The organism is uncultured Roseobacter sp., from assembly GCF_947501835.1.
Lineage (GTDB): Bacteria > Pseudomonadota > Alphaproteobacteria > Rhodobacterales > Rhodobacteraceae > Roseobacter.
Genome location: NZ_CANMXR010000029.1, coordinates 1 through 14,447, shown reverse-complemented (window position 1 = coordinate 14,447; position 14,447 = coordinate 1). Strand labels below are relative to the sequence as shown.

The window sequence follows — 14,447 nt, the reverse complement described above, 5'->3', positions numbered from 1 at the left end:
CTCCCCCAATCTACAATAGCGAGTGAATCAAAGGACTTGCTTCAAAGCAACAAGACTTCTTCAACAAAATAGGCTCATCGCAGGCCTTCTCCGCACCGCAGGATGTGGCAAAACTCAAACATCTTTGTCACCTGCGATAAGGATCGTCACCGTCAAGTCTGGGAGACAATTTCAGCCAATCGCGAAGTGGTCGATAAACGCCCGCAAGCGGTTCAAGCTTTTCAGCTGCTTTGGATAGTAGAGATAGAAGCGCGGCCGATCCGGTGTGTGATAGGCCAGGACTTCGACCAGCTCCCCGGATTCGATCTGTCCCGCAACGCCTGCACGAAGCGACCACCCGATCCCGAGCCCTCGACTGGCCGCATCCACGACCGATCTCAGATCGTTGAAGACCAGATTACCGGTCACTTCTACCTCGGTATCGGCTCCGTCCACAACGAACCGCCAAGGCGCGATCTGCCCTGTGCTCATCTGACGGTATCGGATGCAGTCGTGATGCAGCAGGTCTGCCGGGGTTTGGGGCGTGCCCCGCCGGGCAAGGTAATCCCTGGCCGCGACATATGTCGCGGCCTGCGGCGCGGTGAGCGCCACAGCGATCATTTCGTCCGCCAGATAGTCTCCCAGCCTAATACCAGCATGAAACCCTCCCGTAACGATGTCTGTCAGTTCTTCATCAACGGACAAGTCCAGTTCGATCTCGGGGCAGGTGTCCCTGAAGCCCGCAATCCGGGGGGCGATGATCAATTGCCAGGCGCGGTAAGGCAGAGTGATGCGCAACTGCCCTGATGTGGTGCCTGCCGCGCTGCGGGTGGCTGTCAAAGCCGCATCAATTTCAGCGAACAAGTTGTGAGTCCGGTCGTGCAATGCGCGGCCCGCGTCAGTGAGCGCCACTGATCGCGTGTTCCTGACAAAAAGGGCCGTCCCAAGGCTGTCTTCGAAGGTCTTCAATTGCTGGGACACAGCGGACGGGTTCACGCTGAGGGCATCGGCGGCTGACCTCAAGGTGCCACTGTCCGCGATGGCCAGAAAGGTTCTGAGGCTATGAAGGTCGGCGCGGTTCATTATGCAAAATTTCTAATCATATTGCTTAGATTATACACCATAGCCACACAAACCAAGCCCGGTATGATCCGTTTCCGTTCATGAAGGTGCGCGCACAATGATCAGTCCGGCAAGCAGCCCGTCCCTCAAATCGGGAATATTGACGATCCTGCTGACCGTCTTCGCGATGGCGCTGACGGATGCATTCGTCAAGTTCGCCAGCGCGGACGTGACGCTGTGGCAAATCTATGTGTGCCGGTCCTTGCTTGCCCTGCCGGTTCTGGTTCTTCTTGCCAAAGGTCAGGTCTGGCCGAAGGCTGTAGGCTGGGTCACTTTGCGCAGCTTTGCGTTGGTGGCGATGTATCTGGCGATATATGCCGCGATCCCGTTGCTCGATCTGGTGGTCGTCGCCGCAGCGCTTTACACCGGTCCGCTCTTCATTGTTCTGCTGTCGGCGATCTTTCTGAGGGAAGCTGTCACGGCGGTCCAATGGGGTGCCGTCACGCTCGGTTTCATCGGCGTCCTGTTCGTTGTGCGCCCCAACGGGGCAGACTTTACCGTCTTGTCCCTCATCCCGGTGATTGCCGCGTTTCTCTACGCCGTTGCGGCGGTTCTGACACGGGCCAAATGCGCGCATGAAGCCCCGGCGTCACTGGCCATAAGCCTGAATCTTGCGCTCATCCTTTTCGGAAGCCTAGCCAGCCTTTGGTTCTGGGCAGCGCCGTCCGCTCGTGCTGCCTCCTATCCCTTCCTGTTCGGCACCTGGTCATCCTTCGACATCAGGACAATCGGCATCCTCTGCATCATGGCTGTACTCATCGTCGGTGTCAGCGTGGGGCTGGCTAGGGCCTATCAGTCCCCCAGTCCGCAGATCATCGCGACCTTCGACTATGCGTATCTGATCTTCGCGGCTTTCTGGGGCTTCGTGTTCTTCCGAGAGGTGCCGGACCTCTGGACCGTTGCGGGTATCGCGCTCATCATCGCGGCGGGCATTCTGGTTCTGGTCCGGCGATCAAATGCGCGGGCATCCAAGCCGGATAGTGCAATTTAAGGAGAACTAGATGTGGCAAGGAACGCTGCTCAGCATCCACACAGCCGTTGAAGGCCGTGCACCGATGGAGGCCCATGACAGCATAAAACTGATCGAAGGCCTGGGCCTCGAAGGAGATCGATACGCGACGGGCAAGGGCAAGTATTCGCAGATTCCAGATATTCGCGAAGTCACTTTGATCGAGAAGGAAACCCTCGTGGCCTTGGAGCGCGACCATGGGGTTACCTTTGATGCGGATGAGCACAGGCGGAATCTGACAGTCTCCGGGGTCCCTTTGAACCACCTGGTCGGGCAGCGGTTTGTTGTCGGTGACACCCTGCTCTTGGCAGGTCGTTTGAACACGCCCTGCCGGTACCTCGATTTGGTGACAGACAAGGCTGTCTGCGATCTGCTGCGCCACAGGTCCGGCTTGAATTGCTCAATCGTTCGTGGCGGCACAATCTCGGTTGGAGATACCATTCGACCTGAATGACCGGTTTGTCCGGATAGTGTTGAAAAAGTCCGTTGATCCGTTGGTGCGGCGTTGATTCACTCGTTTTGAGAGTTTGGAGGTGCGGCGATGATGGGACCGAGGCAGGTGGCGCAGGACGCGCTGTTTTACGAGTTCTCGATTGAGGAATTTGTACCTGCCGATCACCCACTACGCGGCATTGATCGTTTCCTTGATCTGTCGGAAGTCCGGCCCCTGCTGGTACCGTCTTACAGCTCACATGGTCGTCCTTCGATTGACCCCGAGTTGATGATCCGGATGCTGTTGTTGGGCTATTGTCAGGGCATCCGTTCTGAGCGACGGCTCTGCGAAGAGGTCCATGTCAATCTGGCGTACAGGTGGTTTTGCCGCCTCGACCTCACCGACCCGGTTCCTGACCATTCTACCTTCTCGAAGAATCGGCACGGACGCTTCCGGGAAAGTGGATTGTTCCGACGTCTCTTTGAGACAGTTTTGCAGCGCTGCATTGATGAAGGCTTGGTTGGCGGCGAGAGCTTTGGGGTTGATGCCAGCTTGATCCCAGCCAATGCGAACCAGACGCGCGGGATTGAAAGCAAAGAGGGTCTGTCGCCCGAACTGGCGTCGCGCGCCATAGACGAATATCTCGAAACGCTGAATGACGCTGCATTCGGTGCGTCCACTAAAGCTGTCCCGAAATACATCTCACCTGTCGATCCAGCGGCGCGTTGGACCGGGGCTGAGGGCGGAGCCGCATTCTTTGCCTACTCCACCAACTATATGGTGGATTTGGACAATGCCGTGATTGTCGACGGCGAACCGTCGGTTCCGATCCGAACGGCTGAGACCTTTGCAGCTCAGCGCATGATCGACCGGATTACGGATTGCTTCGGCATGACGCCGGACAAGCTGGTTGGCGACACGGGTTACGGATCAGCGGAGATGTTGGGCTGGTTGGTCGAAGAGCGCGGCATCGCTCCGCACATCCCAGTGTGGGACAAATCCAAGCGGACGGACGGCACATTCTCACGCGAAGACTTCGTCTACGATCTGGCGGCTGACAGCTACACATGCCCAAATGGGAAGACCCTTAAGACCTATCGACGGAACTTCTCCAAGCCACGAAAACCGAACGGCGGCAAAGACGGCTTTATCCGATACCGCGCTTCCAAACATGACTGCGATACATGTTCACTCAAATCGAAGTGCTGCCCCGGTGATCCGGGCAGACGCGTGATGCGGTCAGTCCATGAAGCGGCTCGAGACGTGGCCCGTGATATCCGCAAAACCGATGCCTACATGACCTCGTTCATTCAAAGGCGGAAAGTCGAGATGCTTTTTGCCCATCTGAAACGATACATCGGCGTATCGATGATGCGGCTTCGAGGACCTAAAGGCGCAAACGAACAATTCCAACTCGCAGCCACAGCACAGAACCTCAGGAAACTCGCAAAACTGGCTCAGAAACCGGCACCTGCGGGATGATAGGAAAGCGCCAGCTACTTACGGCTTCGCCCGTAACAGCCTCAAACGCATACTTCTTCAACACTATCCGGACCAAAGTGTGAATTCGCTTCACGCGCTCCAATGGCCGCTTCTGTTTGTTGGCTTTAAACTGCTTCTCGCCTGAGCCACGCCGCCCAAACCGCAAAGCACAAACCTAGTGTAGATGCTGCCAGCATCAGGAATAGCAGTGTTTGCGCACCATTAGCTTCTGAGACGAGGTTGCCCGTCGCTGCAGTGAGAACGGCACCTCCAGCAACGATGAGAGCGCCGCTTAGTCCGGCTGCGCTTCCAGCAAGATCAGGTCGGATCGACATGGCACCAGCATTGCTTCCGGGCATGGTTATTCCGTTTCCTAGGCCCACAAAAATTGTACTTGCGAAGAACATTTCCGCTGACGTTATCCCTGATGCCAGGATCGCCAAACCGCCCGCAAGACCCGCACAAGCCACTACCCTGCCTGCGATCATCATGGTCGTCGGCTCAAAGTGCTTTCCTGCTCGACCGGCCAGAAAGCCGCCGATCATGAAGCCAACGGTGATAGTCCCAATGTACAAGCCAAGCTCGGCGGTCGTGACATTGAACGTCGCCTGGGCAACAAGGGGTGCGCCCGTCAAAAAGATGTAGAACGCGCCAACAGACAGCGTGCCGCAGAGGGCGTAGGCCCAAAACAACGGCTCACGGATAAGCGTTGTTATCCCGGGCACTGGCGTGGCGGCACCTGTAGCCTGCTGTGGCCCTGTCTCTCCGAGGTCAAACCAACAAAGCAGGAGTAACCCGAAGCCCGCGACAGCATAGAAGCCAAAGACGGACCGCCAACCAAAGAAGGTGTCGAGCACGCCCCCCAGCATGGGGCCGATCATCGGGGCGACTGCCATGGCCATCCCGATGTAGCCGATCAGGCTCACGGCTTCGCGCTCGGTTCTGGTGTCACGCATGATTGCCAGTGAAAGCGCATAGCCACCAATGATCCCGCCCTGGAGCATTCGGCAGAATAGAAAAACCTGGACGTTCGGCGCAAAAGTGCAACCTAGAGAGGCGATTGTGAAAACAAGCAAAGCCACCAGCAGTACCGGCCGCCGACCGATCCGGTCTGACATGGGACCTATGATGAGCTGGATGACGGCTGTGATTGCCAGGTATCCTGAAACGGCCCAACTAACGGTGCTGTAGTCCGTCTTGAGATCAACAGAGATGTTGGCCAGGGATGGCAGAAACATGTTGAGCGACATGGGCGAAAACCCAGTTAGCAAGATCAATGTAATCAAGTGCGGTGGTGTTCTTGCGCGGTTCATCTTGGTTTTCTGAGCTCTAAAAACAAAAAAGCCCCCGAGAATATCGGGGGCGCATGGAAACGGATATGGAGAACCTTATCGGACCATGCACCTTTTGCTTACTACGACGACGAAATTGAAGGTCATGACCTCACTCCTTTGGCAGGAGGGTAGTCTGGTTGACTGTATGTGGCAATACGCAAAGCTGACCTTAGCCATGCTGCAGCAACTTGGGAGATCTGGGCTCGACAGCAGACATTGGAGCAAATGCGGCATCTACACTTTGACGGTGCCGCCGCTCGACGTGGACGACCCAATCCTGCCGTTCACCGCCCAGTGAAGATTCTGCGGTTGCAGCCCGCTTTGCGGCCATTCGCTGCGCTGGCGAAATCTCGAGCATCGCGAATTAGAAAGGTGCGGACAAAACAGACCTTAAACCCGATGGCGGCAACGGCGCTTCGGGAAAACGGCTACCTCCTTCATGTCGAATTTCACACGCTACAAAAGGTCGTCTTAGCTGGTGACGCAAGCGTATCCCTTTCCATTTTGGCCAACCTAACAAAAATGAGTTTTGTAGACATTTTGAGAGCAACGGGTGGTCATGACGCGCCAAGGCTGCGCCCTACTGATCCATACTTATGGAAATGGCTCCGCATTACTTTTTCCTCTTGTCGGATGCGCAGTGAAAGAACAGCAACATAGAGAGGTAATCCGAATAACAAGACGCCAAATGCCTGTAAGGCCAGTGTGAATCCAATGAGTTCTGGAATGATGTTCAGATAGTAGTTTGGATGCCGAATCCTGTCGAAAATCCGATTGGATATCAGCTGATGGTCCTTCGCTATGATCACTTTGATCGTCCAGAATCTGCCCAAGGTGCAGATCACCCAGACAAGCGCGCACATCGCGAGACCGTAGAGGATCAGACCAACTACAGAAATCGCAGAAATTGGAGAATCGCGCCACAGTCCTTCGGCGATGGCGGCGACGTAGAAACCGATATGGGCGATCGTCAGGATCAGGGATGTTGCGGCATGATGTTCGATTGCGTCACTTTGCAGCATCCGCTTTTCGTTCCGGATGGAGATTGCAAGGGCGGCGAGGCGAAACGCTACAGCGATGGCAATGAAGACAAATAGGGTATAGGGCACGACAATATCCGTATCAGTTTTGTTTGATGGAAGTGTTCCGGGACGGGTTCCGCTTGACCCCGAAGAATGGGGTGCGTTGCCTGGCCGTTCATCCGATGGCAACGCACCGCCTGAACACCGTTTGGGACAAGCGGCGCGTCAGTTCACGCGCGATCAAAACAAGAAGTTGTCCCCACTCAAATCCAGAATGTTTATACCTTCCAAGGTGATTGTATTGCCCGCCAAATCATCGATGATCAGGTTTTCACCATCCTGCCGCAAGTGATCAGCGGTCAGATCGCTCGAGTTTTCGATGGAAGACACTGCTGATAGATCGATAACATCATCGGCCCCGAAACCAACGATCGTGTCGTTGCCGAACCCGTCCGCAAACACGAACGTCTCGTCACCAGCCCCCGCGAAGAAAAGATCATCGCCCTTACCGCCGTCAAAAACATCGTTTCCGCCTGCGCCGTGGAACGTATCATTACCTGCACCGCCGAAGACTGTATCGTGAGCATGGCGACCGTCCTGCTCGGCATCCCAGAAGACATCGTTGCCGTCGCCAAGAAACACGGTATCCCGGCCTTCGTCCCCCCAAACCTGGTCGTCACCGGCACCGGCGTGGATGGTGTCGTAGTGCGATCCCCCGCGTATTATGTCGTTTCCACCACCGCCATAGATCTCGTCATCGCCGGCAAACCCGTTGATCTTGTCATCACCATCGCCGCCGACAAGCAGGTCGTCGGCCCGGGTCCCGTCGATCGTCTGGGCCCTGAACACGAAATCGTCCAGCCCGAGGTCGCCCAATTGAACGGCGCGAAGGGTAATCGTATCTCCTGAGTCGAAATCGATGACCACATCGTCGCCCACTTGCCGCATGTGATCACTTAGAAGCACGTTGAACTTGGTGAGACCTGCGATACCACTAAGGTCAATCCTCTCGGCGTCGTCGGTCGCGTTAAAGCCCCTGATCTCGTCATTACCGTCGCCGTCAGCAAAAGCGAATGTGTCCGATCCTGTGCCACCGAACAGGACATCGTCGCCCTTGCCGCCAATGATCACATCGTCCCCGGCCTTGCCACGGATGACATCGGAGTTTTCCGTTCCGGTCAGTGTCTCGTCGCGCTCGGTGCCGTTGATGGTGGCAAAACGCAATCGGAAGTCCGCAGCATCCAGATCGTCGATATCGACGCCCGTCAGTTTAACAGAATTCCCATCCCCAAGATCAACCACGACATCATCACCGACCTGCGTCATGCGGTTCTGAACCAGATCGGTGAAATCCGTGATTGCTGAAACGCCGGTCAGATCAATCTTTTCGCCATTATCGGTCGCATCAAAACGCCTGATCTCATCAACGCCATCCCCGTCCTTGAACGTAAATTCATCAGATCCAAGGCCGCCACGCATGAGGTCGTCGCCCTTACCGCCATTGATCACATCATCACCGGCCAGACCGCGGATCGCGTCAGCGCCATCGGTACCCGTCAGTGTGTCGTCGCCTTCGGTTCCGCGGATCGCGTTAAAGGAAAGGATAAAATCCGCCTCGTCGAGGTCTTCGATATTGACCGAATGCAGTGTGATCTGGCCGCTGCCGGTGTCGATCACCACATCGCTGCCGTCCTGCCGCATATGGTTGTCGCACAGATCCGCGAAATCCTCGATGTTAGAAACACCGGTCAGATCGATTTTTTCCGCATCGTTGGTTGCGTTAAACCCCACAACGTCATCATCGCCATCACCGTCTTCGAAAACAAAAATATCCGATCCAGTGCCACCAAAGAGCCGGTCGTCGCCTTTTCCACCGATGATCACGTCATCGCCGCCATCGCCGCGGATCTCGTCGTCGCCGCCTCCCCCGCGCAGCACGTCGTCGCCCGCCAGGCCGCGCATCACGTCGTCACCATTCGTTCCATCAAGCACATCATCGCCATTTGTCGCATCCACGGAGATGATCGTGACATTCACGTTGTTCGTGTTGACGTCCTGCCATGTGACCGCGATCCGTCCATCCTCCGTCAGCGTGGCGTCAATATTGGCTCCGTTGTCGTCCGTGACCTCAAAAATCTCGCCAACCGTATCGCCGGACGCATCATAGCGCTGACCGAAAACGCCTATGTTCCCGGCATCCTTGTCGTAGAACACGATGAAGCCGCCATCGAGCAACGGGACAATCGAAGGTTCGTTGTTGTTGTCGCGCGCACCGTCGCCAGAATTGCCCACGTTGACCGTACCACCCTGCGTTTGTCCTGACGCGTTCAAAAGCTGGAACTGCACGTCGATGTCAAACCCATCGTCCTCGGTCCACGCGATGACGAAGCCGCCACCCTTTAGCGCTGTGACCGTCGAATCGTAGGTCTTGGCGTTACGATCACCCGTTTCCCCGATGTTAACGGTCGAATTGTTTTCTCGAAGGATACGGTAGTTGATTTCGCCGCCGTTACCTTTTCCATCGCGGTCCAGGATCAGGATGATATTGCCGTTTTCCAGCGTATCGGCGCGCACCTCGGCGTTCTCATTTCCTCGGAACGCCTTGATCCCGTCATCTCGAGCCCCCGTGCGATTGGTCTCGAACACCTCAAAATTCTCAGACTTGTCTTTCTTGATATAGAAGATACTCGCAGATCCGTCCGGCCCGATGGTCACCGTTGGGTTGGTCGAATCGTCCCGATCAAAATCGAAAATCGAGTTGTCGTTATCGTCGAAGTGAATTCTCCTGTCGATTACATCTGGGTTTCCGTTGCCGTCAAAGGCGACGTTCATCGACATCATCGTGGCAATTTCGAAATCCAAAAAACGGAACTCTTTGACCTCAGTGATAATGTTCAGACGACCATCCGGGGTTTCAGTCATATCGAAATTGGGTTCCTGGGATCGGTGGCCTTCGAAATCGAAGGTAAATTCGTCACTGATCGGCTGGCCAAGCGGGTCGAGAAGCTGCCCCTTGATCCTGAAAAAATCACCGGACGGGACCGCGTAGGCCACCACCATGTTGCCGTTTGTCAGCGTGATGATCTTGGGCGCCTGCGCATTGCCGGACAGGGTCGCTTCGTCAAAAACGGATTGGGGTGTCTCAAACATCTTTAAACTCTTTCATTCTGAAATGGTGTGCGCCCATGCCTTGGTTTGCCGAAAACAGGCCCAACCTCATGCGTGCTTTTGCCAGCCACACATACGCGTCGACCGGCCTGACAAGCGTTGTAACGACCGTTGTATTTGCCCACCAATGGCGTTGTAACGACCTACCAAAAGCGTTGTATTTTCAGCCAAAAGGTCCGGCATGCGCATGGCAGAAAAAACTGCGTGTTTTCGACCGCTGCTCTACGAATCGGCGAGAAAACTCAGCTCAGCGGTCAGGCCGTCGCTGGCAGGTTAAATTGTGAGCAAATATGAGCCTGTCCCGATCCAGTGGGGCATCGGTTCGAAAGACGCCAGAACGCGAAGCTCATATCGCATTCATACAGAGAGGATGTCGGCAAGAAGAGCGACCATTTGGGTTTCTTCATTGTCAATTCCACTTTTCGCCAGATGTGTATCAAATAGGTCTGCCAGAAATTGTTATTGGCAGCAGGGCCGGTTTGCGAATGTTGCTGCCGTCCGTTTGTCGAACTCTGATTGCACTTCGATGTTGCTCGGTAAGGTAAGAATGAGTCCGATCACACCAAGAGTAAGCAGGACACGAAACAGATCAGCGGCACAATCAGGTTGCGCCGATCCGAACGGTCAGTGATCACACCGGCTGGTACGGACAGCAGAAGTCACGGTAGACGCCCAGCGAAAGCGACCAGGCCGATCAGAAAGGGATCCCGGGTGAGAAGCGTTGCGAGCCACGGAAACGCAACACTGGCGATTCTGTCTGCAAGGTTGGTTGCATCCAATGCGCCAATGAGGCGAACGTAACTACGATTTTGCGCGAGAGTCGTCACGAAAAAACTGCACGCTTTCCAGCTGGCGGCGTCAATTAATATGTTGAAAAAACGGACACCCGAACCTTGCGCAGCATCCGGCAAAAAGGTCTCTGAAGCGACCTTAGAGCCGGTGCCTTTTGCGCCCGTAAATCAGGTGATGGATTTCTTGCGGCGGCGCAGCGCGGCGACCCCGGCCAGACCGGACAGCAACAGCACGCCACCGGCCGGCAGCGGCACGGCAGAGATTTCATCTGCCGCGATGGTTAGCTCGAGATCCAGCGTGCCCTCGCCAACCAAGCCAAAGCTTGAGGTCAAGAACGTAATCGGCAGACCGCTGTTGTTCAGATCGTTGAGGTCGATGCCGAAAACCGTCAGGCTGCCCGTCCAGCTGACCTCGGATCCGGCTCCGAACACGAAGATATCCGCACCATCCACGCCGATGCCCCAGTCATCAAAGTCGCCATCATCATCGATGGCCGCCAGATCGATCCGCCGGGTTTCCCCGTCGATGGTTAGCGCGGCATCCCCCGAGACATTCACATTATTGAAAAACTCCACAGAGGTGTAGTCACCGAGGTCAGTCCATACGTTGGCTTGGTTCAAATTGCCATCTTGAAAAAAGGCACCTCTGCCAGCAATCGTTGTCCCGCTGAAGGTCCATGTGGTTTGTCCGCTGCCGGGGGTGCCCGAGATATTGGCGATCAGGGCAGCCTGCGCTGTGGAGGCGGCAACGAGCGCGGCGGCGGTGAGGGAGAGAAGTCTTTTCATATCTGAGTTTCCTGTATGGCGTTGTGTGTCATCGTCAGAATCGGCCCGCACGGCTGTGAGGGTTCCAGTTCAGCTGAAAGTAGAAAAAGAGACATCCGGTGCCTTTCGTGAAATCCGGCACCCGGACAATTCTGCGCGGGAATGGCTGCGCGTCTTGTTCAATGGGTTTTGTGCTATCTGATCCTTTTCTTTCAATCTGGCGGACCAATCACCGGCCCGCTTTGCGCATGCGAGATATCAGTGGGCGGACCCGCCTTGCGGTGCTGTATCGGCGAGGAGCGTTGTTGTGAGCGTTGTCACGACCGTTGTATTGCCGCCCCGGAAGCGTTGTATTGGCCGTTTTACGCCGCCCGCCGCCGGACCGGACGATCTGCACCTGGAGGAAACAGTCCGGCCCTCGCCGGTGCAGAGATCGCGGAAAAATTGCCCTTCAGAAGATGAAACTGTTCTCGTCAAGGTCGGCGATGTTCACCCCTGTCAGAATAATCGTGAGGTCTCTGCCGTCGGTGATCTCCGCACCCTGCGCGCCCTGAACGAGATGATTGGCTTGCAGGTCGGCAAAGTTCTGGATGCGGACTTTGCCGACTTTCACTGCGTCTGCTCCTAGGACTGCTTTCGTAAATCCACAGACCCATGGTCTAGAGCTTACGTCATAGGGTGTGCTAAAACTCCCTGCATCTGGCCAACAGCAAATAGGGGGCGTGTATAGCACACGTGATTCTTGCAAATGCTGAAAAAACTCATGCGGATCGTCGCCCTATTGTTCATTCTGTCCAGTAGTGCCTACGCACAAGAGTCGGTATTTGTCGGCAACGTCCCATTGCCTAACGACGCTATTGAGGCGGAAGAGGTTCATTCGAAATTTGCCGGAACTTGGGTCGGACAGTGGGACGGATGGCGGAACCATATCCTCATTATAGAGCAAGTGAATGACGACGGATTCGCAGACGTCATCTATGCCGTTGGTAGCGACTTGAATGGTGCGGGACGCTGGTTCAGACGTCAGGCAAAAATAGAAGGCGATGATTTGATCTTTGCCGATGATGGTTTCCCGGCACACTACCGGATGTCAGCAACTGGCAGGGTCCGGGGTGTATTCGATGCGGACAAGGGTTTTGCCGTTCTGGAACGCCAGAACCTGAAGGATGTGTTGGCCTTGCCGGACGAGGATTGGTTTTCCATTGGCCAGCAGGAATACCTTCAGACGGACCTGATCGAGGAAGGGAAACCCATTCGGCTCAATGTTGTTACCTATCCACCGCCGGGTGAAGGGCCATTTCCGGTTGCGTTGATCCATCATGGCTCAACAGGTTCTGGTACACGCCCAAGCGACTTTGATCTGATTTGGACCAGCGATTGGCTTGCCGACATGTTGAACGAACACGGTTGGTTTGTCGTTTTTCCTTATCGACGTGGGCGTGGCCTTTCAGATGGGCAATACGACGAGGGTTTCGCGCTAGATCGTTCTAAAGGATATTCGCCCGAGGCGGCGCTTTCCCTGCCGGGAGCGGAGCGGGCGTTGACAGATGCGAACGCGGCCCTTGCCGCATTGAGAAAGCGACTCGACCTAGACCAAGGCGCAATTCTTGTTGGCGGGATATCGCGGGGTGGGGTTGTCGCGATCATGCAAGCGGGGAGTATGCCAACGGAAGTTGCTGGCGTGATCAACTTTGTCGGCGGATGGACTGGCAAAAAAGGTGACCCGTCAATCAATCCGACACTGTTCAACCGCATAGGTTCCTTTGATGGCCTGGTTTTGTCGGTCTACGGAGAAGAGGACCGCTTTTACAGCATCGAGCATTCCAAGGCCAACTTAGCTGAACTGACAGCACGCGGAGCTCAAAGTGAGCTACATATTGTAAAACTACCAGGCTATGGAAACGGGCACAGGGTGATCACAATGCCGAGCCTCTGGGAAGACCAAGTAGACGAGTTTCTTCGCGAGATAAGCAGGTAGCGTTACGTTCGTGTCTAATCGTAGAAAGCCGCCATTCATTTACGTCGCAGCATCAGTGACTCTGGGCTCGTTGCCGCCATCGGAGCAGTCGCAGCATCGTACAGTGCGCGCATATGATCGCGATCAGGACGGCCCATACCCGACATTGGTAAGCGTTGCATCTGACCCCCGCCTTAGGGTCTTCCGGCGCCAACAGCCAAGGCATATATTGGCGGTACGCCAATACGGAAGCACAAAATTGTGTACTTCGCGGCCCAGAGCCGACATCCATCGGAGCGACATTTCCAGCACCGCAGAACCCCCAAAACGGACGTTGGCACCGACCCGCCGTTGACCAGTTGGTCGCTTGCCGCCATGCAGATTCCGAAGAGTGGCTATTCGCTTTTGGCAGCCCCGTCGTTTCACAATGCAACCTTGCAATCATTGATGGCTACAATATGCTGGGGAAACAGCCAGAGGTGGTGCAATATTTGGCTCCACTGCCAGATGTAGAGTAGGCACCGAATTGACAGAGTTTTCACAAATTCCTGGGCTACTTGATCGGCTAGACAAAGAAATTTTACATGGCGACGCATGCGTAGAGGGGTTCATTGACGATCTTCAAATGTTTCAAGACAGACGAAGTTCGGGCAGTCTAGTGGGGCTTGAAGCGAAATTGACAGATGCTGAGCGCCAAGATCAGTTGGAAAGCGCGTTGATGAAAAAAGAGCACTTTGCAAAGTTGCTCGCAAAGATGCAGCATTATCCATCGGCTCAGAAGATATTCGCTCTCTTTCTAGCTCGTATAAATGATGTCTTTGAAAATCACATTGTCCCTCACGTTTCACTACTTGACCGACAGGAGGTCGATCAAATTATTGAAGAGCGGATCATTCAACCAACGCTAAGCGACATGGGATCTGGCTTTGAGCACTTTACTATAACTCATGCACACATTCGAGGCATGATCTACTGGCTTGCCGATAGATGCTACGTTAGGTGGAGTTGATGTTCTCCCTTGCATATACACCGGCATACGATCCGTATCACACTGTTTTTAGGTTTTTGGTTCTCTTGACATCTTCAGAGAACCAAGTGCTCCCTTACCGCTCCACGAGAGCCGCAGATTTTTTCTTTTGTTTTCCATGGTCACTCAAGGATGTCCGGGCTCCTAGAGACATCGAAGGATTTGCCCGGGCTCGAAACGCTATTGTGAAAAAATACCCAAAGTCAGGGTACGACAATTTTCCAAGTGCTAGAGTGGTATTTGAAAGAATGGAAATGATTCAGGCTACTGCTGTCAGCGCCCTAGGGTCAGGACCCATTGATTTCCGCCCTATGACGTGATTCACGGTTCGAAAACCGAGCGGTGAACATGTCTGATC

13 protein-coding genes are annotated in these 14,447 nt (G+C 55.0%); 7 read left to right on the top strand and 6 right to left on the bottom strand.

Annotation, left to right across the window (positions count from 1 at the left end; all coding sequences use genetic code 11):
* Nucleotides 1-171: 171 nt before the first annotated feature.
* Nucleotides 172-1,062, bottom strand: a complete 891-nt coding sequence (locus Q1A20_RS25225; protein ID WP_299919472.1) for a LysR family transcriptional regulator — start codon at nt 1,060-1,062, stop codon at nt 172-174.
* A 97-nt stretch (nt 1,063-1,159) separates the two neighbouring features.
* Between Q1A20_RS25225 and Q1A20_RS25220 the strand changes: the two genes are divergently transcribed.
* From Q1A20_RS25220 to Q1A20_RS25210, 3 genes are all read left to right on the top strand, one after another.
* Nucleotides 1,160-2,092, top strand: coding sequence for a DMT family transporter (locus tag Q1A20_RS25220; RefSeq protein WP_299919470.1), 933 nt, complete (start codon nt 1,160-1,162; stop codon nt 2,090-2,092).
* 10 nt (nt 2,093-2,102) lie between these two features.
* Complete coding sequence (locus Q1A20_RS25215; protein ID WP_299919468.1) at nt 2,103-2,564, top strand: MOSC domain-containing protein; 462 nt, start codon at nt 2,103-2,105, stop codon at nt 2,562-2,564.
* An 87-nt stretch (nt 2,565-2,651) separates the two neighbouring features.
* A complete protein-coding gene (locus Q1A20_RS25210) occupies nt 2,652-4,025 on the top strand; it encodes an IS1182 family transposase (RefSeq protein WP_299410660.1) in 1,374 nt (457 codons plus the stop codon).
* A gap of 125 nt (nt 4,026-4,150) precedes the next feature.
* On the opposite strand, the gene Q1A20_RS25205 is transcribed toward Q1A20_RS25210, so the two are convergent.
* Complete coding sequence (locus Q1A20_RS25205) at nt 4,151-5,338, bottom strand: multidrug effflux MFS transporter (protein ID WP_299410661.1); 1,188 nt, start codon at nt 5,336-5,338, stop codon at nt 4,151-4,153.
* 124 nt (nt 5,339-5,462) lie between these two features.
* Between Q1A20_RS25205 and Q1A20_RS25200 the strand changes: the two genes are divergently transcribed.
* Nucleotides 5,463-5,657, top strand: a complete 195-nt coding sequence (locus tag Q1A20_RS25200) for a hypothetical protein (protein WP_299741012.1) — start codon at nt 5,463-5,465, stop codon at nt 5,655-5,657.
* Between the two features lie 259 nt (nt 5,658-5,916).
* Here Q1A20_RS25200 and Q1A20_RS25195 read toward each other — a convergent pair whose 3' ends face one another.
* The 4 genes from Q1A20_RS25195 to Q1A20_RS25180 all read right to left on the bottom strand — a co-directional run bounded on the left by Q1A20_RS25195 (nt 5,917) and on the right by Q1A20_RS25180 (nt 11,718).
* Entirely contained in the window at nt 5,917-6,468 is a 552-nt protein-coding gene (locus Q1A20_RS25195; RefSeq protein WP_298976138.1) for an isoprenylcysteine carboxylmethyltransferase family protein, read from the bottom strand.
* Between the two features lie 153 nt (nt 6,469-6,621).
* Nucleotides 6,622-9,531: a hypothetical protein gene (locus Q1A20_RS25190; protein ID WP_298976137.1), complete on the bottom strand. Its 2,910-nt coding sequence runs from the start codon at nt 9,529-9,531 to the stop codon at nt 6,622-6,624.
* A 977-nt stretch (nt 9,532-10,508) separates the two neighbouring features.
* Nucleotides 10,509-11,126, bottom strand: a complete 618-nt coding sequence (locus Q1A20_RS25185; protein WP_298976136.1) for a VPLPA-CTERM sorting domain-containing protein — start codon at nt 11,124-11,126, stop codon at nt 10,509-10,511.
* 430 nt (nt 11,127-11,556) lie between these two features.
* Nucleotides 11,557-11,718, bottom strand: a complete 162-nt coding sequence (locus Q1A20_RS25180; RefSeq protein WP_298976134.1) for a hypothetical protein — start codon at nt 11,716-11,718, stop codon at nt 11,557-11,559.
* Between the two features lie 135 nt (nt 11,719-11,853).
* Here Q1A20_RS25180 and Q1A20_RS25175 point away from each other — a divergent pair, with 135 nt between their 5' ends.
* From Q1A20_RS25175 to Q1A20_RS26215, 3 genes are all read left to right on the top strand, one after another.
* Complete coding sequence (locus Q1A20_RS25175; protein ID WP_298976133.1) at nt 11,854-13,083, top strand: hypothetical protein; 1,230 nt, start codon at nt 11,854-11,856, stop codon at nt 13,081-13,083.
* 505 nt (nt 13,084-13,588) lie between these two features.
* Nucleotides 13,589-14,071, top strand: coding sequence for an ABC-three component system protein (locus tag Q1A20_RS25170; protein WP_299919465.1), 483 nt, complete (start codon nt 13,589-13,591; stop codon nt 14,069-14,071).
* Nucleotides 14,071-14,409, top strand: a complete 339-nt coding sequence (locus Q1A20_RS26215) for an ABC-three component system middle component 5 (RefSeq protein WP_367180974.1) — start codon at nt 14,071-14,073, stop codon at nt 14,407-14,409. The genes Q1A20_RS25170 and Q1A20_RS26215 overlap by 1 nt, the downstream gene beginning before the upstream one ends.
* Nucleotides 14,410-14,447: the final 38 nt, after the last annotated feature.